Origin of the sequence: Streptomyces sp. TRM68416 (assembly GCF_014596915.1) — a bacterium.
GTDB lineage: Bacteria > Actinomycetota > Actinomycetes > Streptomycetales > Streptomycetaceae > Streptomyces.
Genome location: NZ_JACVWU010000013.1, coordinates 125366 through 151233 on the forward strand (window position 1 = coordinate 125366; position 25868 = coordinate 151233).

Sequence of the window (25868 nt, forward strand, 5' to 3'; positions counted from 1 at the left end):
GGGGAGACGGTACCGAGCACGCCCCTGTTTTTCCACACTCAGGACAAAGTTCGTGCCATTGCGGTCATAGGTATTGGCGTGCAGCGCAAAGAGGTCTAGCTTCCTTGGCGCTGCTGCCGTGACCGAGGAGACGCCCATGCACTTACGAGGGTTGAGTACCAGAAGACGGGTCTGTGCGGCCGGTGTGACCGCCGGGGCCGTCCTGGCCGGGCTGATGTCGGGCCCCGCCGCCGGCGCCCTGCCGGAACCGTCCTCGACAACGATGTCTGTCAAGTCGCCGCCGGGCGGAGCGAATGTACGGGTGCTGATCTTCCACGGGTCCGCCGCGGCCGGCGAGGAGTCGCCGGTCGTCAACGCCGGAATCGAGGCGATCGAGCGGATCGGTCTGAGCGGTCCCGCCGACCAGCGCTTCAGGGTCGAGGCCACGGACGACGCCGCGGTGTTCACGAACGGGACGAGACTCGGCCGCTACAACGCGATCGTGTTCCTGACCGGCGGCGGTGACGTCCTCGACCCGGAGCAGGAGGCGGGCCTCGAGGCCTACATGGAGGCGGGCGGCGGCTTCGTCGGCCTGCACGACGCCGCCCGCGCGGAGCCGTACTCGGACTGGTTCACCGGCCTGATCGGCGCACGGCCCGCCGCCTCCGGGCCCACGACCGTGCAGCGCGCCACCGTCGAGGTCGGTGACCGGCGGCACCCGGCCACCAAGGACCTGCCGGTGCAGTGGAAGCGGGCCGACCGGTGGCTCAACTGGAGCAAGAACCCGTCGGGCGACGTGCACACCGTCGCCCGCGTCCGCGAGTCGACCTACCAGCCGGGGGCGAGCGCCAACGGCTGGGACCATCCGGTGAGTTGGTGCCGGGACTACGACGGCGGGCGCTCCTTCTACACCGGGATGGGCGGCACGGTGTCGGCGTACGACGAGACCGACTTCCGCACCCATCTGCGCGGTGCCCTGCTGTGGACGACCCGGCTGGTCCGGGCCGACTGCAAGGCCACGATCACCGGCAACTACCGGGCCGAGCGCCTCACCCGGCCCAACCAGCCGGGGCAGAACGACCAGATCGGCGAGCCGCACGGCCTGGTCACCGCCCCCGACGGGCGCGTGCTCTACATCGGCCGCGGCGGCGCCGACTCCACCCAGCCCGTGGTGACCGACTGGGGCGACCCGGACATCGGCAAGGGCAAGGGCGAGATCCACGTCTACGACCCGCGGACCGAACAGGTCACCCTGGCGGGCGCGTTGACGGTGTTCGGCAACAAGGGCGGCGGCGACGAGCTGGTCAAGGTCGAGGAGGGCCTGCTCGGCATCGAGCTCGACCCCCGCTTCCAGCAGAACGGCTGGGTGTACCTGCACTACACGCCGCACGCGGGGATCGACCGCGACACCCGCACGGCCGAGCGGCGCGTCTCCCGCTTCACCCTGGACCTCGCCACCAACCGGCTCGACCTGGCGAGCGAGAAGGTGCTGCTCAAGTGGCCGGTGCAGATCCACAGTTGCTGCCACGCGGGCGGCGGGATGGCCTGGGACTCCAAGGGCAACCTGTACATCGCGACCGGTGACAACAACTCCAGCCGGTTCAGCGACGGTTACTCGGGCAACAACCCCGAGCCGAACTACAAGGGCGTCTCCTTCGCCGACGCGCGCCGCACCGCCGGCAACACCAACAACCTCAACGGCAAGATCCTGCGCATCCACCCCGAGCCGGACGGCACGTACACCCTCCCCGAGGGCAACCTGTTCACCGGCCGGGAGACGGCCGAGGGCGGTGGCAAGACCCGCGGCGAGATCTATGTGATGGGGGTCAGGAATCCGGCCCGTATCTTCGTCGACCGGCAGACAGACATCCTCTACGCGGGCTGGGTCGGCCCGGACGCCGGTGCGCCCTCGCCGACCTGGGGGCCGGCCAAGTACGACACGTTCGCCGTGATCACCAAGGCGGGCAACCGGGGCTGGCCGTACTGCATGGGCAACAACCAGCCCTACCGGGACCGCAATCTGCCGGACCCGTCGAAGCCGCTGGGCTGGTACGACTGCGACCACCCGAAGAACGAGTCGCCGAACAACGACGGCCTGGTCAACCTGCCGCCGGTCACCGGCAACAACATCTGGTACTCGCCCCAGGGCGGCGCCCCGGACTTCCCGCGTGACGCGAACGGCATCCCCTCCTACCGGCAGGAGGAGTCGACCTACCTGCTGCCGTGGCTCAAGGGCGGCGGCCAGGCCGCGATGAACGGCCCGGTCTACCGCTACGACGAGACGAGCACCAGCACGGCCAAGTGGCCCGCGTACTGGGACGGCAAGTGGTTCGTCGGCGACTTCTACGACGGCACCCAGCCGCGCAACGCCGTCATCACCGACCCCAGGACGCACGGCGACGGCGGACTCCCGGTGCACTCGGAGTCGTTGAAGAAGATCGTGCCGGTCGGCAACGACGGCATCAAGAACCTCATGGACTGGAGGTTCGGCCCGGACGGGGCGCTCTACGTCCTCGACTACGGCCGGGGCTTCTTCACCTCGGACGCCAAGTCGGCGCTGTGGCGGGTCACTTACACGGGCGGCGGGCCGACCCCGGCCGCCGACCGGTTGGCGAGGGGAGAGCGGTGACACGGCAACGAAGAGTCTCGACCGGCCTGTTGGCTGCCGTGCTGCTGGTGCTCGGCGTGCTGTCGGTGCCGTCCACCGCGCGGCCCGAGGAGCCGCGGGCCGCCGCCGCGCAGGTGCTCACCTGGACGGCCGACGACGACATCACCAAGTACGCCTCGGCGCCCGCGACCGCGGTCGCCGGTCCGGCGACGATCGTCTTCGAGAACAGCGCGGCGACCGGCAACACCACGGGCATGCCGCACACGCTGACGTTCGCGACCAGTGACCCGGAGTTCAACAGCGACGTCCAGCTCAACATCCTGGCCAGCCCCAACGACGACCAGGGCGGCCGGTACACGGCCGAGGTCACGCTCACCCCGGGCCGCTACTTCTACTCCTGCACGATCCCCGGCCACGGCCAGATGCAGGGCATCCTGGTCGTCACCGAGGGCACCGGCGAGGACACCACCCCGCCCGAGGCCGCAGCCCATGTCAGCGGCACCCAGAACGCGCAGGGCCAGTACGTCGGTTCGGCGAGCGTGACGATCCACGCCACCGACGAGGGCGGCTCCGGGGTCGACGGCGTCGAGTACGCGATCGGCGACACGGGACCCTGGCAGCCGTACACCACGCCGGTCGTGGTCGACCAGGTCGGCGACCACGAGGTGCGCTACCGGGCGTTCGACAAGGCGGGCAACGTCTCCGCCGAGAAGAGCGCCGCGTTCACGGTCGTGGCGCCGCCCACGGACGACACGACTCCGCCGGAGACCTCGGCAACGGTGAGCGGCGAGCGGGATGCCGACGGCGCGTACCTCGACATGGCGACGGTCACGGTCTCCGCCTCCGACACCGGCTCCGGGGTGAACACGATCGAGTACGCCCTCGACGGCGGCGCCTGGCAGCCGTACACCGGGCCGGTGATGGTGCATCAGGTCGGCACGCACACCGTGCGGTACCGGGCCACCGACAAGGCGGGGAACGTGGCGCCGGAGAAGAGCGTGGAGTTCACGGTCGTCGCCGCGCCGCCGGAGGACACCACGCCGCCCGTGACGGGCGTGACCGTCGAGGGCACCCGCAACTCCGACGGGGCGTACGTGGCGAGCGCGAAGGTCACCGTCACCGCGACCGACGCGGGCGGGGTCGCGGGCATCGAGTACTCGCTCGACGGCGGGCCCTATCTCGCGTACACCGCGCCCGTGGTCGTGGACCGCGCGGGCGCGCACACCGTGGCGTACCGGGCGACCGACAGGGCGGGCAACACCTCCGAGGCCCGGACCGTGAGCTTCACGGTGGTGGCGGGCCAGGTGCCGGCGCCGCCCTGTCCCGAGTACGACGAACGGCTGACGGTGATCGTCGGCACCGTCGACTCGGGCGTACCGAACCGGGTGACCAACAACCGGTGCCGGATCAACGAGTTGATCGAGGACGAGAAGGAGTGGACGTCCCACGCGCTGTTCCTCAAGCACGTGACGTCCGTCCTGGACGCGCTGCTGAAGGCAGGCGTCGTCGACCGGCGCGAGCACCGCGCGATCCAGAAGGCCGCCCGGCAGTCGGACATCGGCAGGCCGGGCCAGACCGAGGGCTACCGCAAGATCCTCGACGGCACGGCCGAGTCCTTCGCCAAGTGGCAGCACGTGGGCGGCGGTTCGTTCGCGCTGAATCCCGACGGCTCGATCACGAGCGGAACCACGAGGGCGGGGCTCGGCATGCTGTGGTTCCCGCAGCGCAAGTACGGCGACTTCTCGCTGCGCCTGCAGTGGCGTGACGACGCGCCGGGCACCGGCAACGCCAACTCCGGTGTGTTCGTGCGCTTCCCGTGGGTCCACGACCACCCGGAGGAGCCACGGCCGGAGTGGGCCGCCATCAAGTACGGGCACGAGGTGCAGGTGTTCGACCGGCCCGACGGCGACATGTACAAGACGGGCTCGGTCTACGGCTTCGACCGGGTGGGCCTGGCCGGGGCGGGCGTGACCGAGAAGGGCACCTGGAACGACTACGAGATCCGGGTGGTGGACCAGCACTACTCGGTCTACCGCAACGGCGTGCTGATCAACGAGTTCGACAACACCGGCGGCCAGGAGTTCGTCCCGCCCCGCTCGGACGACCCGGGCACGGACGGGCGGCGGTTCGCCTCCGGCTACCTCGGGCTCCAGGTGCACGGCACGACCGACGTGATCTCCTACCGGGACATCCGGATCAGGGAGCTGTAGGCGGCTCCTTGCGGGCCCGGCTCGGCTGTACCCGCTTGGGCTCCCCCGGCATCTTGGGGTACTCGGGCGGGTACGGCAGGTCGCCGAGGGCGTGGTCGCGCTCGTCCTTGGCGGCCAGCTCCAGCAGGGCCTCCAGCGAGAAGCGGTGCTCGTCCATGTCCGCGTGCACGTCGCCGAGTTCGGCGAAGCGCGCGGGCATGGTCGCGAGGTCGAAGTCCTTCGGGTGCGCGACGCCGACCTCGTCCCAGCGCAGGGGCGCGGAGACGGGGGCGTGCGGGTGGGGCCGTACGGAGTAGGCGGAGGCGATGGTGCGGTCGCGGGCGGTCTGGTTGTAGTCGACGAAGATGCGCTCGCCGCGCTCCTCCTTCCACCACTTGACGGTCACCCGCTCCGGCATCCGGCGCTCCAGCTCCCGCCCGACCGCGATGGCCGCGCGGCGCACCTGCGTGAAGGTCCAGCGCGGTTCGATGGGCACGAAGACGTGCAGCCCGCGCCCGCCGGAGGTCTTGGGCCAGCCGCGCAGCCCGCCGAACTCCTCCAGCACCACCCGTAGTTCGTGGGCGGCGCGGACCGCGTCGTCGTAGTCGGTGCCGGGCTGCGGGTCGAGGTCGATGCGGAGTTCGTCGGGGCGGTCGACGTCGTCGCGGCGCACCGGCCAGGGGTGGAAGGTGAGCGTGCCGTACTGGGCGGCCCACAGCACGGCGGCCTCCTCGGTGGGGCACATCTCGTCGGCGCTGCGGCCGCTGGGGAAGGTGATGTGGGCGGTCGGGATCCAGTCCGGCATGTTCTTCGGGGCCCGTTTCTGGAAGAACCACTCGCCGGTGACCCCGTCCGGGTAGCGCTCCAGGGTGGTGGGCCGCTCGCGCAGGGCGCGCAGGATGCCGGGGCCGACCGCGATGTAGTACCGGGCGAGGTCGAGCTTGGTGAAACCGCGCTCCGGAAAGAAGATCTTGTCCGGGTTGGACAGCCGTACGCTCCGCCCGCCCGCCTCCAGCTCCACCGCTTCGCCCATGCGAGCCACGGTAGGCGCACTTCACATATCAGGCATCCCCTGACATATGCGAGCAGAATCGGGACCATGGATCTCCCGGTGATGCCGCCCGTGAAGCCGATGCTCGCCAAGTCGGTGGCGAGGATCCCGCCGGGCATGCAGTACGAGGCGAAGTGGGACGGGTTCCGGGCGATCGTGTTCCGCGACGGAGCCGAGGTCGAGCTGGGCAGCCGTACCGGCAAGCCGTTGACCAGGTACTTTCCCGAGCTGGTGGAGGCACTGAAGCAACGGGTGCCCGAGCGCTGCGTGCTGGACGGGGAGATCGTGATCGCGCGCGACGGGCGGCTGGACTTCGACGCGCTGACCGAGCGGATCCATCCGGCGGACTCCCGGGTGCGGACGCTCGCCGAGCGCACCCCGGCCTCCTTCGTCGCCTTCGACCTGCTGGCGCTGGCGGACGAGTCCCTGCTGGACGTGGTGCTGTCCGACCGCCGGGCGCTGCTCGCCAGGGCCCTGTCGGACGTCACGGCGCCGGTGCACCTCGCGCCGGCCACGACCGACCCGGCGGTGGCCGGGCGGTGGTTCGAGCAGTACGAGGGAGCGGGCCTGGACGGTGTGATCGCCAAGCCGCTCGCCTCGCCGTACCTCCAGGACCAGCGGGCCATGTACAAGATCAAGCACGAGCGCACGGCGGACGTCGTCGTCGCCGGGTACCGCTTCCACAAGAGCGGCCCCGTCGTCGGTTCGCTGCTGCTCGGCCTCTACGACGGTCAGGGCGTCCTCCAGCACGTGGGCGTGTCCGCCGCCTTCGCCATGAAGCGCCGCGCCGAGCTGGTCGAGGAGCTGGAGCCGCTGCGCATGGACGACGTGTCGGGGCATCCCTGGGCGGCGTGGGCCGAGGAGGCGGCGCACGAGACGGCCCGGCTGCCGGGGGCGCCGAGCCGCTGGTCGGGCAGGAAGGACCTGTCCTGGGTGCCGCTCAGACCGGAGCGGGTGTGCGAGGTGGCCTACGACCACATGGAGAACGGCGCACGGTTCCGGCACACGGCCCGGTTCCGCCGCTGGCGCCCGGACCGGACGCCGGAGACCTGTACGTACGCCCAGCTGGAGGAACCGGTGCGCTACGACCTCGACGCGATCCTCGGCGGCTGATCAGGGCCGCATCAGCACCTTCACCGCGCCGTCCTGCTTGCGCTGGAACATCTCGTACGCGTGCGGCGCGTCGGACAGCGGCACCCGGTGGGTGGCGAAGTCGTCCACGCCGAGGGTGTCCTCGTCCGTCAGGTACGGCATGATCTCGTCGGTCCAGCGGCGCACGTTGGCCTGGCCCATCCGGATCTGGATCTGCTTGTCGAACATCGTCAGCAGCGGCAGCGGGTCGGCCATGCCGCCGTAGATACCGACCAGCGACAGCGTGCCGCCGCGGCGGACCAGGTCGATGGCGGTGTACAGGGCGGCGAGCCGGTCCACGCCGAACCGTTCGGTGAGCCTGCTGCCGAGCGCCCGCGGGAGCAGGCCCGAGGCCTGCTGGGCGAGGCGGGCGGCCGCGCTGCCGTGGGCCTCGGTACCGACCGCGTCGATCACGGCGTCGGGCCCGCGGCCGTCGGTGCGGTCGCGGATCGCCGTGACCAGCTCCTTCTCGCTGTCGAAGTCCCGGAGGTCGAAGGTCTCCACGCCCCGGGCGCGCGCCCGGCGCAGCCGTTCGGTGACCAGGTCCACCCCGAACACCGTGCCGGCGCCGCGCACCCGGGCAATCCGGCACGCCATGTCGCCGATCGGTCCGAGACCGAGCACGGCGACGCTGCCGCCCTCGGGGAGGCCGGCGTAGGCGACCGCCTGCCAGGCGGTGGGCAGGACGTCGGAGAGGTAGAGGAAGCGGTCGTCGGGCGGCCCCTCGGGCACCTTGATCGGCCCGAACTGTGCCTGCGGAACCCGGAGGTACTCGGCCTGGCCGCCCGGTACGGCGCCGTACAGGCGAGTGTATCCGAACAGGGCGGCGCCCATGCCCTCACCCGTCACCTGGGTGGTCTCGCACTGGGTGGGCAGGCCGTTCAGGCACATCCAGCAGTCGCCGCAGGCGATCTGGAACGGCACCACCACCCGGTCGCCCGCCTTGAGGTCCGGCACCCCGGCGCCGACCTCCTCGACGATGCCCATCGGCTCGTGTCCGAGGATGTCGCCGGGCGTCATGAACGGCGTGAGCACCTCGTAGAGATGCAGGTCGGAGCCGCACAGGCCGGTGGAGGTGATGCGGACCACCGCGTCGGTCGGCTCCTGGATCCTCGGATCGGGCACGTTCTCCACGCGGACGTCCCGTTTGCCCTGCCACGTCACAGCCTTCACCGTCGGCTCCCTCCGTCGGGTCCCGGCCCCGGGTACCCGAGGGGTCCGGCGCGAACCGCGCGTGCGCCGATCGGTGTATTGCACGCGAGCAATCAGATTCAAGCGGGTATGGCCAGCAATGAACTTATAAGCGCACAATCATTGACAACAGAACGGGGTGGCTTCGGTGGACACGGGACACAGGGGGCGCAGGCGACGCGCCGCGACGACGGCGGCGCTGCTGGCCACGGCACTGACGGCCGCACTGGCGGCGGGCTGCACCACGTCGGACGGACGGCTCGACGACGGGCGCGCACCCGACCGGACCGCGGCGCAGAGTCCCGCCGAGAGCCGGGCGAGCGAGGACTCGGTCCTCGCCGTGAAGATCGACAACGTCCGCCGGGCCAGACCCCAGACCGGCATCAACTCCGCGGACGTCGTCTACGTCGAGCAGGTCGAGGGCGGGCTGAGCCGGCTGATGGCGGTGTACGCGACCAAGCTGCCCAAGGTCGTCGGGCCGGTGCGCAGCGCGCGCGAGTCCGACCTGGAGCTGCTGCGCCAGTTCGAGGAACCGACGCTGGCCTTCTCCGGCGCCCAGAGCAAGCTGATGCCGCTGATCAACAAGGCCCCGCTGGACGCCCGGACGCCGGAGAAGGCCGCGGGCGCCTACTACCGCGGCACCGGCAGGCCCGCACCGCACAACCTCTATCTGCGCCCCGCCCGCCTGGTGCCCGGAACACCGGGCGCCGCCACCCTCACGACCGGCTTCCGCTACGGCGCCGCTCCCTCCGGCGGCACACCGCAGACCTCGCACACGGTCAGGTACCCGGCGGCACGCTTCACCTTCACCTGGTCCGCGAGCAAGGCCCGTTGGCTGGTCTCGATGGACGGCACCCCGAGCAGGACGACCGACGGGAGGCGCATGGCGCCCGCGACGGTCGTCGTGCAGTACGTGAAGGTGCGCAAGTCCGCCTACCACGACTCCCTCGGCAACAACACGCCCTACACCGAGACGGTGGGCTCCGGGAAGGCGAAGGTGCTGCGCGGCGGACGGGTCCACGACGTCAACTGGGCGCGCCCGAAGGCCACGAGCGGCACGACGTTCACGACCTCGTCGGGCGCGCCGGTCAACTTCGCCAAGGGGCAGGTGTGGGTGGTGTTCGCCAAGGCGTCCTGAGAGGCGGCGCTCCGGGCGTCAGGGCTGGCTGACGAGGGGCTCGGCCGGGTTGCGGAGTCCCTCGGCCGCATCGGCGACCCGCCGGATGAGGTCGAAGAACACCGTCTGCTCCGCGGCGGAGAGCGGAGCGAGGAAGACCTGGTTCATCCGGGCGGTGCGCACGGTGAGCTTGCGGTGGACGCGCTGCCCGTCCTGCGTCGGCCGCAGCAGGGAGCGCCGGCCGTCCTGCGGGTCGCGGACCTTGTCCAGCAGTCCGCGGCGGCCGAGCCGGCTGATCACCTCGGCGACGGTGGAGCGGTCCAGGCCCACCCGCTCCCCCACCGTCCGCTGGTCGAGCCCCGGCTCGGCGACGAGGGTGTTGAGGACGGCGAACTGCGGCGAGGTGATCTCCTCCGAGACCATCGTGTTCCACAGCAGGTAGTGCGCCTGCTGGAGCCTGCGGGCGAGGTGCCCGGGATGGGTGGTCAGATCCACCGCAGCCATGTGCGCTCCCGAGGTCGTGTTCGTTGGTGCACTGAACGATACCCGCAGGCGCCCGCTCCTGTCTGCAACGCATCGCTGCAGCTCAGATACAACCTCTTGACGACCAGGTACGCGAGTGGCAGCGTGAGGACGACCTCGCTGAAATACTCAGTGCCCTGAGTAATTGGAGAGATGGGGCTTGCGGATGGACAAGGTGGTCGCCACGGCCGTGGAGGCGGTGGCCGATGTGCCGGACGGCGCGTCGCTGGCGGTGGGCGGATTCGGGCTCAGCGGTGTGCCGAACGTACTGATCCAGGCCCTGTACGAGCGTGGCGTGGGCGACCTGTCGGTGGTCTCCAACAACTGCGGCGCCATGGAGTCGGGTCTCGCGGTGCTGCTGTCGGCCGGGCGGATCGCGCGGGTGACCGGCTCCTACATCGGCGCCAACAAGGAGTTCGCCCGCCAGTACCTCGGGGGCGAGCTGGAGGTGGAGATGATTCCGCAGGGCACGCTGGCCGAGCGGCTGCGGGCCGGCGGCGCCGGGATCCCCGCCTTCTACACGCCGGCCGGGGTGGGCACCCAGGTCGCCGAGGGCGGACTGCCCTGGCGCTACGACGGCTCCGGCGGCGTCGCGCTGGCCTCGCCGGCGAAGGAGGTGCGGGAGTTCGACGGCACCGAGTACGTGCTGGAGCACGGCATCCGCACCGACTTCGCGCTGGTCCGGGCGGCCCGGGGCGACCGGCACGGGAACCTGGTGTTCGCCAAGTCCGCCCGGAACTTCAACCCGCTGGCCGCCATGGCCGGGCGGGTGACGATCGCCGAGGTGGAGGAACTCGTCGAGCCGGGCGGGATCGACCCGGACGCCGTACACCTGCCGGGGATCTTCGTGCAGCGGGTGGTGGCCCTCACCCCCGAGCAGGCCGCCGACAAGGGCATCGAGCGGCGCACGGTCTCCGCGCCCCGGGCACGAGGGACGGTGAGCGGCTGATGGCGTGGACGCGCGAGGAGATGGCCGCGCGGGCGGCGCGCGAGCTGAGCGACGGGCAGTACGTCAATCTCGGCATCGGACTGCCCACCCTGATCCCCAACCACCTGCCACCGGGCGTCGAGGTGGTCCTGGAGTCCGAGAACGGCATCCTCGGCACCGGCCCCTATCCGACCGAGGACGCCGTCGACCCGGACCTGATCAACGCGGGCAAGGAGACCGTCACCGTCCTGCCCGGCGCCTCCTTCTTCGACTCCGCGCTGTCCTTCTCGATGATCCGCGGCGGGCACATCGACGTCGCCGTGCTGGGCGCGATGCAGGTCTCGGCGGGCGGAGACCTGGCCAACTGGGCCGTCCCCGGCAAGATGATCACCGGGATCGGCGGGGCGATGGACCTGGTCCACGGCGCCCGCACGGTCATCGTCGTGATGACGCACACCGCCAAGGACGGCTCGCCGAAGATCCTCACCGAGTGCGCGCTGCCGCTCACGGGCAGGGCGTGTGTGAACCGGGTCATCACCGATCTCGGGGTGATCGACGTGACGCCGGACGGGCTGGTGTTGACCGAGGTCGCCCCCGGCGTGGCCGTGGAGGACGTCGTCGCCCGGACCGAGGCCAAGCTGACCCTCGCGGAGGACCTGCTGTGAACCCGGTCTACATCGTCGACGCGGTCCGTACCCCGATCGGCCGCTACAACGGCGGCCTGGCCGGCGTCCGGCCCGACGACCTGGCCGCCCACGCCCTGCGCGAACTGCTCGGCCGCACGCCCGGCCTGGACCCGGCCCGCATCGAGGACGTGTACTTCGGCAACGCCAACGGCGCCGGCGAGGAGAACCGCAACGTCGCCCGCATGGCCGCGCTGCTGGCCGGGCTGCCCACCGGCGTGCCGGGCGTGACCGTCAACCGGCTGTGCGCCTCCGGCCTGGAGGCGGTGATCCAGGCGGCCCGCGCCATCGCGGTCGGCGACGCCTCCATCGCCGTGGCGGGCGGTGTGGAGTCCATGACGCGGGCGCCGTACGTGCTGCCCAAGTCCGACCGGCCGTTCCCGGCCGCGCACACCGAGCTGTTCTCGACCACCCTGGGCTGGCGCATGGTCAACCCGAGGATGGACCCGCAGTGGACGGTCCCGCTGGGCGAGTCGGCCGAGCTGATCGCCGACAAGCACAGGATCAGTCGCGAGCAGCAGGACGCGTACGCGCTCGGCAGCCACCGCAAGGCCGCCGCGGCACAGGAACAGGGGCTGTTCGAAGCCGAGTTGGCGCCCGTGCCGATCCCGCGGCGCACGGGTGACCCGGTCGTGTTCGGCGCCGACGAATGCGTCCGCCCGGACGCCTCCCCGGAGGCGATGGCCAAGCTCGCGCCGGCCTTCCGCCGCGAGGGCGGCACGGTCACCGCGGGAAACGCCTCCCCGCTCAACGACGGCGCCGCGGCCCTGCTGCTGGTCGACGAGGAGGGCCTGAAGGCCACCGGCCGGGAGCCGCTCGCCCGGGTCTCCGCCACCGGGGTCTCCGCGATCGACCCGCACTACTTCGGACTCGCCCCGGTCGAGGCCGTCAACCGGGCTCTGGGCAAGGCGGGCAAGGGCTTTGACGACCTGTCAGTCCTCGAACTGAACGAGGCCTTCGCCGCCCAGGTACTCGGCTGTCTCGCCGAATGGCCGGAGTTCGACCCGGCGGTCCTCAACCCCCAGGGTGGCGCCATCGCCCTCGGCCATCCGCTCGGCGCCTCCGGCGCCCGGCTCGCCGGCACCGTCGCCCATCAACTCGCCCGCCGGGGCAGCGGAGTCGGCGTCGCCGCCCTCTGCATCGGCGTCGGCCAGGGCCTCGCCCTCGTCCTCGAACGCTAAGACTCCCCGGGGAACCCCATGACTCTCACCCAGCACGACATCGACCAGGAGATCGCGGCCGAGCGCGCCGCGTACGAGAAGCGGATCGCCGACGGCGCGCCGGTCGAGCACCAGCCGCGCCGCGACTACGCCCCCTACCGCTCCTCCGTCCTGCGCCACCCCAAGCAGCCGCCCATCGCCATCGACGTCGCCCAGGACCCGGAGCTGGTGGAGCTGCACTCCCCCGCCTTCGGCGAGCGGGACGTCACCGAACTGGACAACGACCTCACCCGGCAGCACACCGGCGAGCCGATCGGCGAGCGGATCACCGTCTCCGGGCGGCTGCTGGACCGCGACGGCCGCCCGGTCCGCGGTCAGCTCGTGGAGATCTGGCAGGCCAACTCGGCGGGCCGCTACGCCCATCAGCGCGAGCAGCACGACGCCCCGCTGGACCCGAACTTCACCGGCGTGGGCCGCACTCTGACCGACGACGAGGGCACCTACCGCTTCACCACCGTCCAGCCGGGCCCCTACCCCTGGCGGCAGCACCTCAACGCCTGGCGTCCGGCGCACATCCACTTCTCGGTCTTCGGCACGGCGTTCACGCAGCGGCTGGTGACCCAGATGTACTTCCCGGCCGACCCGCTGTTCCCGTACGACCCGATCATCCAGTCGGTGACGGACGACGCGGCCCGGCAGCGGCTGGTCGCCACGTACGACCACAGTCTGTCCGTGCCGGAGTTCTCGATGGGCTACCACTGGGACATCGTGCTCGACGGCCCGCACGCCACCTGGATCGAAGAGGGACGCTGACCTGCCATGACGAAGATCGACACCAGCCGTCCGGAGACCGTGCTGCCCACGCCGTCGCACACGGTCGGCCCCTTCTACGGCCACGCCCTGCCCTTCCCCGGCGGCGGTGACATCGCCCCCGTCGGCCACCCGGACACGATCGCGCTCCAGGGGTACGTCCTCGACGGCGAGGGCAAGCCGCTGCCGGACGCGTTCGTGGAGCTGTGGGGTGCGGACCCGGACGGCCGGGTGCCGCGGGTCGACGGCTCCATGCGCCGCGATCCCGCGAGCGGCGGCTTCCTGGGCCGCAACGGCGTGGAGTTCACCGGCTGGGGGCGCGTCCAGACCGACGCGAACGGCCACTGGACCGCGCGGACGCTGCGGCCCGGGGCGCGGGGGCGCAGCGCGCCGTACCTCAGTGTGTGCCTGTTCGCGCGGGGGCTGCTCGTGCACCTGTACACGCGGATCTACCTGCCGGGCGACGAGGCCGCGCTGGCCGCGGACCCGCTGCTCTCCCGGGTACCGGCCGACCGGCGCGACACGCTGATCGCTACGGACCAGGGCAACGGGACGTACGGTTTCGACATCCGCCTTCAGGGCGAGGGCGAGACGGTCTTCCTGGAGTTCCAGTGAATCCTCCCGACACGGACACCGGCCTGCTCTCCCCCGGGTGGGCCGGTTCCCCCGCCGCCGACGCGACCGGTGACGGCGCGTTCCTGCAGGCGCTGCTGGACGCCGAGGCCGCGCTGACCCGCGCCCAGTCCGCGCTGGGCCTGGCCCCGGCCGAGGCGGCGACGGCGGTGGCCCGGGCGGCCGAGGCGAGCCGGTTCGACGTACGGTCCCTGGCGGAGCGCGCCCGGGCGGGCGGGAACCCGGTGATTCCCCTGGTGGCCGAGCTGACCGGGGCGGTCGGCGCGGAGTACGGCCCGTACGTCCACCGGGGCGCGACCAGCCAGGACATCATGGACACCGCGGCGATGCTGGTCGCGCACCGCACGCTGGGCCTCGTCCTCGCCGACCTCGCCCGCGTCGCGGAGGCGCTGGCCCGGCTCGCCGCCGAGCACCGCACCACCGTCCTGCCCGGGCGCACGCTCACCCAGCACGCCGTGCCGACGACGTTCGGGCTCAAGGCGGCGGGCTGGCGTGCGCTGGTGCTCGACGCACGGGACCGCGTCACCGCCGTACGCGGCTCGCTGCCCGTGCAACTCGGGGGCGCTGCCGGGACGTTGGCCGCCTTCGCGGTGTACGGCGCCGAGGACGCGACCGCGCTGGTCGCGGCGTACGCCCGGGAGGCCGGGCTCGGTATCCCGGTGCTGCCCTGGCACACCCTGCGCACCCCGATCGCCGACCTCGCCGGATGTCTCGCCTTCACCGCCGGGGCGCTCGGCCGGATCGCGGCGGACGTGCTCACGCTCTCCCGCACCGAGATCGCCGAGCTCGCGGAGGACAGCGGGGGCGGTTCCTCGGCCATGCCGCACAAGGCCAACCCGGTGCGGTCCACGCTGATCGCGGCCGCCGCCCGGCGGGCCCCCCACCTCGCTGCCACGCTCTACGGCTCACTGGTCGCCGAGGACGAGCGGCCGGCCGGCGCCTGGCACGCCGAGTGGGAGCCGCTGCGCGAGCTGCTCCGGCTCACCGGCGGGGCCGCCCGGGACGCCGCCGAACTGACCGAGGGGCTACGGGTGAACGCCGCCGCCATGCGCGAACACCTCGACCTCACCCACGGGTTGATCGTCTCCGAGCGTCTCTCCGCCGAACTCGCCCCGGTCCTCGGCCGCGCCCGCGCCAAGACCCTCCTCACCGAACTGGCCCGACGCTCCCACACCGAGGACCGCACCCTCGCAGAACTACTGGCCGAGGAACCCGAGTTGAAGGACCTGGACCTCGCCGACCTCACCGACCCCGCCCGCTACACCGGCAGTGCCACCGCCCTCACCGACCGTGCCCTGGAGCGACGTTGACCGACACCCTCCTCAACCACCGCACCGAAGGGCCCGCGTCGGCGGACCCGCTGCTGCTCGGGCCGTCGCTCGGGACGTCGTACGCCCTGTGGGACCAGGTGGCGCCCGAGTTGTCGATCACGCATCGGGTGGTGCGCTGGGACCTGCCGGGGCACGGCGGCAGCGCGGCCGGGCTGATCGGGCCCGGCGCCACCGTCGCCGACCTCGCCGATCTGGTGCTCGGGCTCGCCGACTCGCTCGGGGTGGAGCGGTTCGCGTACGCGGGGGTGTCGCTGGGGGGTGCGGTCGGGCTGCATCTGGCCGTGCATCATCCGGAGCGGATCTCGTCGTTGGCCGTCCTCTGTTCCTCGGCGCACTTCAACGGTTCGAAGCCATGGGAGGAACGGGCCGCGCTGGTGAGGCGGGAGGGGCTGGCCGCGCTCGCGCGGGGTGCGAACGACCGTTGGTTCACGGCCGGGTTCACCGTGCCGGAGCTGGTGCGGGACCACCGCGACGCCGATCCGGACGCGTACGCGGCCTGCTGCGACGCGCTGGCCGCCTTCGACCTGCGCGACCGGCTCGCGGAGATCTCCGCGCCCACGCTGCTGGTGGCGGGCCGGGAGGATCCGGCGACGCCTCCGGCGCATCTGCGGGAGATCGCCGACGCGGTGCCGGGCGCCGCGCTGGTGGAGATCCCGGGCGCCTCCCACCTGGCGCCCGCCCAGTGCCCGGAAGCGGTGCTCACCGCGCTGCGCGCGCACTTCGACGGCGGCGCCACGCGCGGTATGCGGGTGCGCCGGGAGGTGCTCGGCGATCCGCACGTGGACCGGGCCCAGTCCCGGCAGACCCCCTTCACGGCACGGTTCCAGGACTTCATCTCCCGTTACGCCTGGGGCGAGATCTGGACCGATCCGACGCTCACCCGCCGCGAGCGCAGCATGGTCACCCTGACCGCGCTGGTCGCGCACGGGCACCACGACGAGCTGGCCATGCATGTGCGGGCGGCGCGGCGCAACGGGCTGACCGAGGACGAGATCGGCGCGGTACTCCTGCAGACGGCCGTGTACTGCGGGGTTCCGGCGGCGAACGCGGCGTTCGCGACCGCGCAGCGCGCGCTGGCCGAAGACGAAGGGTGACCCCGACGGTCGTGGCCCCAGGCCTCGCGCAGGTCTTCGCCGCATGTCCACGGTGAGGGCATGGCCACGATTCTGACCACCGGCGCCTCCTTGGGCCTGGGCCGTTGCGTCGCCTTCGAGCTGGTCCGCTCCGGGCATGTCGTGCCGGCCCACGGCCGCGACGGCCGCCGTACGGAACGGCTCGTCGAGGAGCTGCGCACCGAGGGCGACGCGGAGGGGTTCGTCGTCGGCCTGGCCTCGTCGGCGCAGGTGCGCGAGCTGGGCGCGCGGGTCGCGGCGGCCCGCCCCGACCTCGATGCGCTGGTCGACAACGCGGGCGTGGGCCCGGGTTCAGGGGGCGCCGGCCGTGAGCTGAGCGAGGACTGAACGTCGGACGGCCCCGGCTACTCCGGTCCCGCGCCGGTCGCCAGCGCCTCCTGTGCCCTGGCCACCAGCCCGTCGGCGCCGCACAGCCGCGCCAGCGTCAGACCGCGCTGGAGTTCCGCGGTGGAGCGGGCGGCGATGCCGTACTCGACGCGGGCGGCGGCGTGTTCGTACTGGCAGGGCGAGGCCTCCAGGTAAGTGACCGCCTGGGCGGCCAGCCGCACCGCGCGCTGGCCGGTCTCCAGGGCCGCCTCGCAGCGCAGGGCCTCGCCGATGGCCGTGTCGGAGCCGAAGCGCTCGGCGTGCCGGCGGACGTCGGCGGCGAGCTGGGCGGCCCGGGTGGGGTCCTCGCCGGCGAGGGCGCGGGCCAGGTCGAGGGCCCAGGGCACCAGCACGGGGTTGTGGTGCCCGCGCACGGTGGCGGCCTTCCCGGCCTCCTCCAGCTCGTTGACGCCGTCCTTGGTGCGCCCCACGGCAAGCAGCAGCCGGCCGCGTACCGAGCGCGGGTCGGGCAGCACGATGGTGGACGGGTACGGCGGCGCGAAGCCGTACCGGTCGGCGACCTCCCAGGCCTCCTCGACATGGCCGCGGGCCAGCAGTGTGTCGACGAGGTTGCAGGTCGCGGACCAGTGCAGGGGCAGCCGACGGCCGACGCGCTCGGCGAGCCGCAGCGATTCGCGCAGGCTCTTCTCGGCCTCGCGCAGCCGCCCGCGCCTGCGGTGCCCGACGCCGACGTAGGCGTGGGCCAGGGCAAGGTGGCCGCCGCTCCAGCCGGCCGACTCGTAGGTGCGCAGGGCCTCCGTGTACAGGGCCTCGGCGCGGTCCAGCCGGTCGGCGAAGGCGTATGCGTTGGCGAGCATCATCAGCAGCTCGATGCCCCACTCGGGGTCGGTCTACCCGAGGCCGGGTGCGAGGCGGCCGTTGACGAGGGCGCGGTCGCACAGCTCGACGACCTCCTCGGCGTTCTCCCCGTGGGTCATGGCGTCGAAGCCGCGCAGGATGATCAGGGCGCGCTCGGAGTTGTCCCGGCCGGTGCAGGTCGCGGCGAGCGCGGCGAGCCGCTCCGAGCGTCCCGGTGAGGTCGCCTCGCCCGCGTGGATGCCCTCCCACATGAACTGCACGGCCTGGAGCCGCAGTTTGGCCGGTCCGGACTCGTGCCGGGCAGCCTCGGCCTCGACGGTGCGGACGGCCTCCTCCAGTTGGTCGTTGTGGATCAGGGCCTGGGAGAGGCGGTAGACGGCGTCGACGCGCTCGGCGCCGTCGAGGCCGGGCATGGCGAGCGCGGTCCGCAGATGGCCGATGGTGGTGGCCGGGGAGGTGAGCAGGGCGGCGCAGCCCAGTTCGAACAGGACGTGCGGGTGGACCTCGGGGCGGGGCGGTTCGCGCAGGGCGCGTTCCAGACAGCGGCGGGCCGCGTCGGGGGCACCGACGGCGAGGTGTTCGCGGGCGGCCTCGCGCAGTTGCTCGACGAGTTCGGCGTCGTCGTCGGGGTGGACCTCCAGCAGATGGCGGGAGGCGGCCGCGGCGCCGCGCCCGGAGTCGGTGACCACGCGGGCGGCGATGCCGTGCATGGCGGTGCACAGGGCGGGCGGGATGGAGTTGTAGACGGCGGTGGCGATCAGCGGGTGGACGAACTGCAGGTCGCCGTCCTCCGCGGTGGCCGAGGCGGGGTCGGGTGCGGTCAGGATGCGGGCGACGCGCAGCCGTTCGGCGCAGCGCACGGCCTCGTCGCGGCTCATGGTGGCGAGCCGCGCGACCTGGTCGACGGTGATGCCGGTGCCGAGGATGGCGGCGGCCCAGGCGAACCGGGTGGCCTCGATGCCGAGCCCCTCCAGGCGGGCGACGAGGCCGCCGCCGCGGGCCGAGCGGTTCAGGGCGCGCAGTTCGGCGGCGGAGGACTCGACCGGATCCATCTCGCTGTCCTGCACCTTGGCGAGGAGTTCGACGGTCTCGTAGGGGTTGCCGGCGGTGACGGCCCAGACCTCGCGGCAGAACGCGGCGTCGGCGTGGTCGCCGAGGGTGGCGCGGGTGAGGCCGGCGGTGGCGTCCGGGGTGAGCGCGCTGAGGTTGGCGACGGGGCTGTGGGCGGCGGCGGCCACCGCGTCGAGGTGGCGGGCGCTCTCCCCGCCCACGTCGTCGGGGCGGCGGGCCACGACGACCAGCACGGAGAGGTCGTCCAGGCGCTCGGTGAAGGCGGCGAGCCAGCGCAGGGTCTCCTGGTCGGCCCAGTGGGCGTCGTCGATGAGCAGCACCAGGGGCCAGTCGCGCCGGGCCAGTCGGCGGACGGCGGCGACCAGACCGTCGCACACGCCCTGCGGGTCCGCCTGCCGCTCGCCGGGATCCACTATGCCGAGGGCGGGGCCGGCGATGTCGTACCAGTCGCCGAGGTACTCGCGGGCCTCCTCGGGCAGCAGGGAGACGAGGGCGGGCTGCAGCAACTGCCGTACCACGTTGAAGGGGACGGACCTGAGCGTCTCGCCGCCGCGGGCCGACCACACCGTGCAGCCGCGGCTCTCGGCGATGCGCCGGGTCTGGGCGAGCAGGGCGGTCTTGCCGAGGCCCGCCTCGCCGCGGAGCACCAGCACGCTGCCCGCGGAGGACCGGTCGGCGCACAGCGTGTCCACCGCCCGTACGACGGCGGCGACTTCTTCCTCGCGCTCCCACAGGGAGGCCGAGGCGGCCGCCGTGGGCGGTACCTCCGTCATCCCGCTACCTCCCTGAGTCGCCCGAACGACGTACAGACCTTGAGCGTAGCCTTCCGGGACCTCGCGCGGAGGCGGGTCCGGCGAGCTGTTGCCGTCAAGGGTGACGGCGGCTGCGGGAAGGTGACCGCGGCGGCGGCGCGGCGGCGGAGTGCCTCCCTCTCATACGGCTTTCACCGAGGCCTCATACGGTGGGGGCATGACGCAGGTGACTCCCCCCGGCTGGTATCCCGACCCGGGGCAGACAAGTGACGGTCCCGCCACCGAGCGCTGGTGGGACGGCAGTGCATGGACGGACCGGACCCGCCCGGCGGGGTCGGCCGACGTAGGGGGTCCGCCGGCGCCGTCGCCGACCGCCGGGACACCACCGGCGTACCAGGCCCATCCGGCCTACCCCACCTATCCGGCGTATCCCGGTCAGCCACCGGCCGGCGGGCGGCGCGGACTGCGCACGGGCATAGCCGTGGCGGTGGCGGCGGCGGTGCTCGCGAGCATCGGTGTGGGCGTGTACGCGCTGGCGGACAGCGGCACTTCGGACGGCGGCACCGCCAACTCGCAGCAGCGGCCGGACGGTCGGGGCGGGCCGTTCGGCGACTCGGGCGGCTCCGGCGGGCCGTCTCCCGAGCCGCGGGAGTCCGCGCCGGGGTCGCAGCCCCCGAGGGTGGAGAGCGGTTCGGTGACCGACTCGGTCAGCGGCATCAGCCTGCCGGTCCCGGACGGCTGGTACGGCCAGGCGATCAGCGTGGGCGCGTCGGTGACGTCGAAGGAGTCGTACAAGTGCCCCGGTGACACGGCCGAGACGTGCACGAAGGGCGGTGCCTACTCGGCGCCCGCCATCGCGCTCGGCGCGAACGGCGACACCCCCGAGGAGGTGGCGAAGGCGGACATCGCCAAGAACGCCGAGGACTCCTACGGCGAGGGCTACGGCGGGATCACCTCGCACGAGGTGCTGGCCTCCAGGGCGGTGACGGTGGCCGGGCAGAAGGGCTATCTGGTGCGCTGGAAGGCGGTGACGAAGACGGGGGCCGACGGCTATGTCGAGTCGCTCGCCTTCCCCTCCCCCGCGAACTCCGGGCAGATGGTCCTGGTGCGCTTCGGCGTCGACGTGGGCGAGAAGCAGTCGGTGATCGACGAGATCACGAAGGGCATCAAGGTGGCGGCCGGCAGCGGCAACGGTCAGGACGTCTGAACGACGGTCGGCCGGGTGGGGCACCCCTCCGCTCAAGAGGTGACCCACCCGGCCGGGGGGTGCGCGCCGCCCCCGTCCCCACGGTGCGGCGCGAGCAGACCGCCGTCCAGTCATCCCGTGGACGGCGGCCCGGTTCTCAGGTCAGGCCCAGCGCGGGCAGTACGGCGGCCTCCACGAAGCGGAGCAGGTAGTCCGCGTCGGGGCAGCCGCCCTCCATGATCGGCCGGACCCGCATGACGCCGAAGAGCTGCGCCGGGACGAACGCCAGCGCCGGGTGGTCGGCGGCGATCTCGCCCCGCTCGACCCCGCGCTGAAGGATCCTCTGCAGGGCACCGATCTCGGGTTCGATGAGGGTCTCGCGCAGCGCCTGCTGGAGTTCGGTGTCGTTCAGGACGGCGTGCCCGAGGGCCTGGTGCAGGTCGGAGATGTGCCCGGAGAGCTCGCCAGCGGCCCGTGCCGCGGCGCGCAGGTCCTCCGCGAGCGAGCCGGTGTCGATGTCGGCGAAGAGCGGCCGACGGCTGGCGCGCAGCGCCGCCGCGACGAACCGGGGCTTGGTCTTCCACTGGCGGTAGAGCGTGGACTTGCTGCATCGCGTGCTGGCGGCGATGCCCTCCATGGTGACGGCGTCGTAGCCGCAGGTGCGGATCTGCTCCAGGACGGCGTCGAAGAACTCCCGCTCACGCTCAGGCGTGATCTTGGAGCGGCGCGAGGCGGCGACCGTCTCCGGGGGGTGCACGGCCTGCGACGTCATCGGCGCTTCCCTTCGTTGGCTTTCGGTCACTTTCCCAGTGTGGCGCACGTCTATCGATACGCCACTGTACCGGAACGCCGACGTATCGGTACAGTGGCGTATCGGTACAGCGGCGTATCGGTACACACCCGTATCGATGAGTTTCGTGTCGTCGACGAGTCACCCACCCGTCGGGCAGCCGCCTGCACCACCGAACGCACCACCGCCAGCGAAAGGGCCGGGGGATGAATGGCCGCACAGAGCTTGGAGAGCCGGGGCCCGGCGCAGTAGCGCGACCCCGGCTCGTCCGTGAGCTCCTGCTCGTCGCAGGGCTCTTCCTCGTCTACAAGTTCGGCCGGCAACTGGCCACCGGCCACACCGGCGAGGCGTTCCGCAACGCGGACCGCGTCTGGGACTGGGAACGGACCCTGCGGCTGCCCGGCGAGGGCTCGGTGCAGTCCGCGCTGCTGCACGGCGACACCCTCGTGCACCTCGCGAACACCTACTACGCGACCGTGCACTTCCCCGCCACCGCGGCCTTCCTGGTCTGGCTCTACCTGCGCCGCCCCGCCCACTACGTGTGGGCCCGGCGCGTCCTGGCCGCGGTCACCGCTGCCTCCCTGGTGGTGCACCTGCTCTTCCCGCTGGCCCCGCCGCGGATGCTGGCCGCGACCGGCCTGGTGGACACCGCCCGGGTCTACGGCCCCTCCGTCTACGGCCCGCCCGAGAGCGACCAGCTGTCGAACCAGTTCGCCGCGATGCCCTCCCTGCACTTCGGCTGGGCGCTGATGCTGGCGATCGGACTGATCGTCGCCACCCGCTCCCGCTGGCGCCTGCTCTGGCTGCTGCACCCGGCGCTGACCCTGCTGGTGATCGTCGGCACCGCGAACCACTACTGGCTCGACGCGATCGTGGCAGCCGTCATGCTCGGCCTCGCCCTCGCGGTGATCCGCCCGAGGACGCCGTCCGGCGGGGCCCGCCGCCCGCCTCGCTTGCCGCACCGCACCGGGGCCGCCGCCGGACGCGGCACGGACCCGTCCGTACCCGCCACCGAGGAACCGTCCGAACTCGTGGGAGCCGGCCGATGAACGCGACCCTGATCGCCGTAGTCCTGTCCCTCTTCTCGGCCGTCGCCTACGCGACCGCCGCCGTCGCGCAGGAGCGGCTCGCCTCCCGCGCGCCCTCGACCGGGATCCTCGGGATGATGGCGTCCGGCGCCTGGTGGGCCTCGGTGGGACTCAATGCCGGCGGCGCGCTGCTGCACGTCGTGGCCCTGAAGTACGGGCCGCTCACGGTGGTGCAGCCGCTCGGCGCGCTCACCCTGGTCGCGGCGGTGCCGCTCGGGGCGCGGGTCGCCGGGCGGCGGGTCAGCGGCGTCGAGTGGCGGGGCACCGCGCTCACCCTGACCGGCCTGGCCGCGATCCTGGTCACGGCCTCCGGCCCCGCCCCCGACGACGTGCTCAGCACCCCCGAGGCGCTGGCGGTCGCCGGCACCACGGTCGCGCTGATCGGCCTGCTGGCCCGGCCCGGCGCCCGGCCGGGACTGCGGCACGCGACCGCGTCCGGCTTCGCCTCCGGGGTCGCCTCGGCGCTCACCCAGACCGTCACGGTGGCCGCGACGGACCGCTCCGGATCGCTGCTCGGCGTGCAGGTGATCGGGGTCGCGCTGCTGGTCGCCGCGCTCGCGGTGGGCGGGCTGCTGCTGTCCCAGACGGCCTACCGCAGCGGGCTCGACGCCCCGCTCGCCGTGGTCACCCTGACGAACCCGGTGGCCGCCGCCGTGATCGGTCTGGTGCTGCTGGGCGAGCGGCTCCGGGGCGGGGCGGCCGGCATCCTGCTCGCGCTCGTCGGCGCGGGGCTCGCCTCCTGGGGCGTGGTCCTGCTCACCCGGGTCACGCCGCACGAGGGCGAGGCCCGTGCCGTAGCCCCGCACCCGGTCGAGGGCCCCGCCATGGCCCCGCGCCAGGACGACGACCACCCCGTGGCCGCCGTCCTGGCGCTGGAGCCGGGCACGGCATCGGTGGAACCGGTCCTCGTGCCCCGCCGGCCGGAACCGAGGCACCTGACCGCCCTGTGAGCCGCTCCGTGACCCGCGCTACTCGACGACGAGTGCCGGGTCGCTCACCCCGGGACGCCCGTTCTCGACGTGCCCGGCGAACCTGCGCAGGAACGCCGGGTCGGTGTCGGCGGTGACCGTCAGGTCGTACCAGCGACGGCTCGCCGCGAGGCCGATCGTGCGCCGCACGGTGACACCGGGGCGCACGGTCAGCGTCGCGCCGGGGCCGCCGTACCCGTCGGCGATCTTCAGGCGGACGCTCGACGGTCCCTTGTTGGTGCAGGTCAGCGCGATGTCGTCGCCGCTGTGCCGCGCGGTGACCTCGGGTCCGTCGGTCTTGTTGGCGCCCTTGAACCAGCGCACGAATCCGTTCGGGCCGTGCACGGTCAGGTCGTACGAGCCGCCGGAGTACACCGAGTTCCAGGTGTCGGAGAGGGTCGTGCCGGCCTCGGTGGTGTAGAACCAGGGCCCGTCGGTACGGCTGCCGGAGCTGACGTGGAAGGCGGCCCCGGCGTGCGGGCCCGAGGCGAACGTCAGGGTGAACTTCCCGGCCGCCGCGTCCACCGAGCCGTCCACATGCGGCGCGTACTTCAGCGGGCGCGAGGGGCGCCGGCCGCGCTCCTGCCGGGGCATGTCGGGGTCGGCCGGCGGCGTCGGACGGTAGTCGGGGTGGCGCTCGCGGTCCTGCGGCTCGTACGCGTCCGTCCCCGGCAGGTGGGCCGGGCGGCTGTCCCTGCGGGAGAAGTCGAAGGCCGAGGTGAGGTCGCCGCAGACGGTCCGGCGCCACGGCGAGATGTTGGTCTCCCGCACCCCGAAGCGGCGCTCCATGAACCGCAGGATCGAGGTGTGGTCGAGGGTCTCGGAGCAGACGTAACCGCCCTTGCTCCACGGCGAGACGACCAGCATCGGAACGCGCGGACCGAGTCCGTAGGGGCCGGCCGGACGCTTGCTGTCGCCGGGGTGGACGTCGAGGGAGACGTCGACCGTCGACTTGCCCCGGGAGGCGTCCTTCGGCGGGAGCGGCGGGACCACGTGGTCGAAGAAGCCGTCGTTCTCGTCGTACGTGATGAACAGCGCCGTCTTCGACCAGACCTCCGGGTTGGACGTGAGGGCGTCCAGGACCTGGGCGATGTACCAGGCGCCGTAGTTGGAAGGCCAGTTGGAGTGCTCGGAGAACGCCTCGGGGGCGCAGATCCAGGAGATCTGCGGCAGCCGGCCGGCCCGGACGTCGGCCTTCAGCGCGTCGAAGTAGCCGTCGCCGTTCCTGACGTCGGTGCCGGTGCGGGCCTTGTCGTACAGCGGGTCGCCGGGCCGGGCGTTGCGGTAGGTGTTGAAGTACAGCAGGGAGTTGTCGCCGTAGTTGCCACGGTAGGCGTCGTCGATCCAGCCCCAGGAGCCGGCCGCGTCCAGGCCGTCGCCGGTGTCCTGGTAGATCTTCCAGGAGACGCCGGCCCGCTCCAGGCGCTCGGGGTAGGTCGTCCAGCCGTAGCCGAGTTCGTCGTTGCCGAGGACCGGTCCGCCGCCGGTGCCGTCGTTGCCGGTGTGGCCCGACCACATGTAGTAGCGGTTGGGGTCGGTGGAGCCGATGAACGAGCAGTGGTAGGCGTCGCAGACGGTGAAGGCGTCGGCGAGGGCGTAGTGGAAGGGGATGTCCTCTCGGGTCAGGTACGCCATCGTCGTGGTGCCCTTCGCGGGCAGCCACTTGTCGTACTTGCCCCCGTTGTAGGCCTGCTGACCGTCGGTCCAGCCGTGCGGCAGGCCCTCCAGGAACTGCATGCCGAGGTCGTCGGCGTCCGGGTGGAACGGCAGGATCTCCCGCGTGCCGTTCGACTGGTGCCAGACCGACTTGCCGCTGGGCAGGTTCACCGGTCGCGGGTCGCCGAAGCCGCGCACCCCGCGCAGGGTGCCGAAGTAGTGGTCGAAGGAACGGTTCTCCTGCATCAGGACGACGATGTGCTCGACGTCCTCGATCGACCCCGTCCGATGGTTCGCCGGGAGCGCGGCGGCCCGCTGGATACTCCCCGACAGCGCGCTGAACGCCGTCGTGGCACCCGCGACTTGAAGGAATCGACGCCGGTTGACTTCGGGCATGAGCGAGGGACCTCTTCCCTTGAGGGTGTTCGACCGGTCGGAACCGAGTGACCGAAAGTGCGCGGAACGAGTGTTCCAAGAGCATCAAACGTCAGGGAAGGGGGCGGTGGCGGCCGCGTGAAGCTCGGCGGTACGGGTGGTGCCCGGGCGTCAGGAGTGCAGTCGCTGGACGGCTCTTCTTCTTTCGGCCCGTACGCGAGGACCACCCAGCCGACGCCCACGAGTGCCGAGACCGCGATCGACCACTCCACCAGGCGCCGATGCCAGACGTTGGGCCGCAGGCGTGTCACGGGGATTGGCCCCGTCTCTG

General features: G+C 72.5%; 19 protein-coding genes and 2 pseudogenes. 15 read left to right on the plus strand and 6 right to left on the minus strand.

Features of this window, described 5'->3' with window-relative positions; all coding sequences use genetic code 11:
- Positions 1–136 precede the first annotated feature (136 nt).
- Both ICC28_RS21655 and ICC28_RS21660 read left to right on the plus strand, forming a co-directional pair.
- The gene (locus ICC28_RS21655) at positions 137–2608 is read left to right on the plus strand and encodes a ThuA domain-containing protein (protein ID WP_188290313.1); all 2472 of its coding nucleotides are present in this window, start codon (positions 137–139) and stop codon (positions 2606–2608) included.
- The gene (locus ICC28_RS21660; RefSeq protein WP_188290314.1) at positions 2605–4797 is read left to right on the plus strand and encodes an OmpL47-type beta-barrel domain-containing protein; all 2193 of its coding nucleotides are present in this window, start codon (positions 2605–2607) and stop codon (positions 4795–4797) included. Before ICC28_RS21655 ends, ICC28_RS21660 begins: the two co-directional genes overlap by 4 nt.
- Here ICC28_RS21660 and ligD read toward each other — a convergent pair.
- Complete coding sequence (gene ligD, locus ICC28_RS21665) at positions 4784–5809, minus strand: non-homologous end-joining DNA ligase (protein ID WP_188290315.1); 1026 nt, start codon at positions 5807–5809, stop codon at positions 4784–4786. The genes ICC28_RS21660 and ligD overlap by 14 nt on opposite strands.
- A 66-nt stretch (positions 5810–5875) precedes the next feature.
- Here ligD and ICC28_RS21670 point away from each other — a divergent pair, with 66 nt between their 5' ends.
- On the plus strand, positions 5876–6940 hold the full coding sequence (locus ICC28_RS21670; RefSeq protein WP_188290316.1) for an ATP-dependent DNA ligase: 1065 nt from the start codon (positions 5876–5878) through the stop codon (positions 6938–6940).
- On the opposite strand, the gene ICC28_RS21675 is transcribed toward ICC28_RS21670, so the two are convergent.
- Entirely contained in the window at positions 6941–8131 is a 1191-nt protein-coding gene (locus tag ICC28_RS21675; RefSeq protein ID WP_188290317.1) for a zinc-dependent alcohol dehydrogenase, read from the minus strand.
- A gap of 166 nt (positions 8132–8297) precedes the next feature.
- Here ICC28_RS21675 and ICC28_RS21680 point away from each other — a divergent pair, with 166 nt between their 5' ends.
- A complete protein-coding gene (locus ICC28_RS21680) occupies positions 8298–9287 on the plus strand; it encodes a DUF3048 domain-containing protein (protein WP_188290318.1) in 990 nt (329 codons plus the stop codon).
- An 18-nt stretch (positions 9288–9305) separates the two neighbouring features.
- On the opposite strand, the gene ICC28_RS21685 is transcribed toward ICC28_RS21680, so the two are convergent.
- The gene (locus ICC28_RS21685) at positions 9306–9770 is read right to left on the minus strand and encodes a MarR family winged helix-turn-helix transcriptional regulator (protein WP_188290319.1); all 465 of its coding nucleotides are present in this window, start codon (positions 9768–9770) and stop codon (positions 9306–9308) included.
- Between the two features lie 184 nt (positions 9771–9954).
- Here ICC28_RS21685 and ICC28_RS21690 point away from each other — a divergent pair, with 184 nt between their 5' ends.
- From ICC28_RS21690 to ICC28_RS21725, 8 genes and pseudogenes are all read left to right on the plus strand, one after another.
- A complete protein-coding gene (locus ICC28_RS21690; protein WP_188290320.1) occupies positions 9955–10737 on the plus strand; it encodes a CoA transferase subunit A in 783 nt (260 codons plus the stop codon).
- The gene (locus tag ICC28_RS21695; protein ID WP_188290321.1) at positions 10737–11381 is read left to right on the plus strand and encodes a CoA transferase subunit B; all 645 of its coding nucleotides are present in this window, start codon (positions 10737–10739) and stop codon (positions 11379–11381) included. The genes ICC28_RS21690 and ICC28_RS21695 overlap by 1 nt, the downstream gene beginning before the upstream one ends.
- Positions 11378–12580 carry a thiolase family protein gene (locus ICC28_RS21700; protein WP_188290322.1) on the plus strand — a complete coding sequence of 401 codons (1203 nt, stop codon included), beginning with the start codon at positions 11378–11380 and terminating at the stop codon, positions 12578–12580. Before ICC28_RS21695 ends, ICC28_RS21700 begins: the two co-directional genes overlap by 4 nt.
- 18 nt (positions 12581–12598) lie before the next feature.
- Positions 12599–13372: a protocatechuate 3,4-dioxygenase subunit beta gene (pcaH, locus tag ICC28_RS21705; RefSeq protein WP_188290323.1), complete on the plus strand. Its 774-nt coding sequence runs from the start codon at positions 12599–12601 to the stop codon at positions 13370–13372.
- A 6-nt stretch (positions 13373–13378) separates the two neighbouring features.
- Positions 13379–13984 (plus strand): protocatechuate 3,4-dioxygenase subunit alpha, encoded by a 606-nt coding sequence (gene pcaG, locus ICC28_RS21710; protein ID WP_188290324.1) that lies wholly within the window; start codon positions 13379–13381, stop codon positions 13982–13984.
- Positions 13981–15312, plus strand: a complete 1332-nt coding sequence (gene pcaB / locus ICC28_RS21715; RefSeq protein WP_188290325.1) for a 3-carboxy-cis,cis-muconate cycloisomerase — start codon at positions 13981–13983, stop codon at positions 15310–15312. Before pcaG ends, pcaB begins: the two co-directional genes overlap by 4 nt.
- Positions 15309–16427, plus strand: coding sequence for a 3-oxoadipate enol-lactonase (pcaD, locus tag ICC28_RS21720; protein ID WP_188290326.1), 1119 nt, complete (start codon positions 15309–15311; stop codon positions 16425–16427). The genes pcaB and pcaD overlap by 4 nt, the downstream gene beginning before the upstream one ends.
- 60 nt (positions 16428–16487) lie before the next feature.
- Positions 16488–16790, plus strand: a pseudogene (locus ICC28_RS21725) (SDR family NAD(P)-dependent oxidoreductase); the annotation flags it as partial.
- 20 nt (positions 16791–16810) lie between these two features.
- Here ICC28_RS21725 and ICC28_RS21730 read toward each other — a convergent pair.
- Positions 16811–19495, minus strand: a pseudogene (locus tag ICC28_RS21730) (ATP-binding protein).
- A gap of 196 nt (positions 19496–19691) precedes the next feature.
- Between ICC28_RS21730 and ICC28_RS21735 the strand changes: the two are divergent.
- The gene (locus tag ICC28_RS21735) at positions 19692–20681 is read left to right on the plus strand and encodes a DUF2510 domain-containing protein (protein ID WP_188290328.1); all 990 of its coding nucleotides are present in this window, start codon (positions 19692–19694) and stop codon (positions 20679–20681) included.
- 136 nt (positions 20682–20817) lie between these two features.
- Here ICC28_RS21735 and ICC28_RS21740 read toward each other — a convergent pair whose 3' ends face one another.
- A complete protein-coding gene (locus tag ICC28_RS21740; protein WP_188290329.1) occupies positions 20818–21432 on the minus strand; it encodes a TetR/AcrR family transcriptional regulator in 615 nt (204 codons plus the stop codon).
- A gap of 224 nt (positions 21433–21656) precedes the next feature.
- On the opposite strand from ICC28_RS21740, the gene ICC28_RS21745 reads away from it, so the two are divergent.
- Both ICC28_RS21745 and ICC28_RS21750 read left to right on the plus strand, forming a co-directional pair.
- The gene (locus ICC28_RS21745) at positions 21657–22499 is read left to right on the plus strand and encodes a phosphatase PAP2 family protein (RefSeq protein ID WP_188290330.1); all 843 of its coding nucleotides are present in this window, start codon (positions 21657–21659) and stop codon (positions 22497–22499) included.
- The gene (locus ICC28_RS21750; RefSeq protein WP_188290331.1) at positions 22496–23488 is read left to right on the plus strand and encodes a hypothetical protein; all 993 of its coding nucleotides are present in this window, start codon (positions 22496–22498) and stop codon (positions 23486–23488) included. The genes ICC28_RS21745 and ICC28_RS21750 overlap by 4 nt, the downstream gene beginning before the upstream one ends.
- An 18-nt stretch (positions 23489–23506) precedes the next feature.
- Here the strand turns inward: ICC28_RS21750 and ICC28_RS21755 are convergent, their stop codons facing one another.
- Positions 23507–25558, minus strand: a complete 2052-nt coding sequence (locus tag ICC28_RS21755) for a phosphocholine-specific phospholipase C (protein ID WP_188290332.1) — start codon at positions 25556–25558, stop codon at positions 23507–23509.
- Between the last annotated feature and the right edge of the window lie 310 nt (positions 25559–25868).

What these genes read in the sequence shown, in the direction of transcription:
- ICC28_RS21655 (WP_188290313.1), top strand. Translation starts at nt 137, where the DNA reads ATGCACTTACGAGGGTTGAGTACCAGAAGACGGGTCTGTGCGGCCGGT.
- ligD (WP_188290315.1), bottom strand. Translation starts at nt 5,809, where the DNA reads ATGGGCGAAGCGGTGGAGCTGGAGGCGGGCGGGCGGAGCGTACGGCTG.
- ICC28_RS21670 (WP_188290316.1), top strand. Translation starts at nt 5,876, where the DNA reads ATGGATCTCCCGGTGATGCCGCCCGTGAAGCCGATGCTCGCCAAGTCG.
- ICC28_RS21685 (WP_188290319.1), bottom strand. Translation starts at nt 9,770, where the DNA reads ATGGCTGCGGTGGATCTGACCACCCATCCCGGGCACCTCGCCCGCAGG.
- ICC28_RS21690 (WP_188290320.1), top strand. Translation starts at nt 9,955, where the DNA reads ATGGACAAGGTGGTCGCCACGGCCGTGGAGGCGGTGGCCGATGTGCCG.
- ICC28_RS21695 (WP_188290321.1), top strand. Translation starts at nt 10,737, where the DNA reads ATGGCGTGGACGCGCGAGGAGATGGCCGCGCGGGCGGCGCGCGAGCTG.
- pcaH (WP_188290323.1), top strand. Translation starts at nt 12,599, where the DNA reads ATGACTCTCACCCAGCACGACATCGACCAGGAGATCGCGGCCGAGCGC.
- pcaG (WP_188290324.1), top strand. Translation starts at nt 13,379, where the DNA reads ATGACGAAGATCGACACCAGCCGTCCGGAGACCGTGCTGCCCACGCCG.
- ICC28_RS21735 (WP_188290328.1), top strand. Translation starts at nt 19,692, where the DNA reads ATGACGCAGGTGACTCCCCCCGGCTGGTATCCCGACCCGGGGCAGACA.
- ICC28_RS21740 (WP_188290329.1), bottom strand. Translation starts at nt 21,432, where the DNA reads ATGACGTCGCAGGCCGTGCACCCCCCGGAGACGGTCGCCGCCTCGCGC.
- ICC28_RS21745 (WP_188290330.1), top strand. Translation starts at nt 21,657, where the DNA reads ATGAATGGCCGCACAGAGCTTGGAGAGCCGGGGCCCGGCGCAGTAGCG.
- ICC28_RS21750 (WP_188290331.1), top strand. Translation starts at nt 22,496, where the DNA reads ATGAACGCGACCCTGATCGCCGTAGTCCTGTCCCTCTTCTCGGCCGTC.
- ICC28_RS21755 (WP_188290332.1), bottom strand. Translation starts at nt 25,558, where the DNA reads ATGCCCGAAGTCAACCGGCGTCGATTCCTTCAAGTCGCGGGTGCCACG.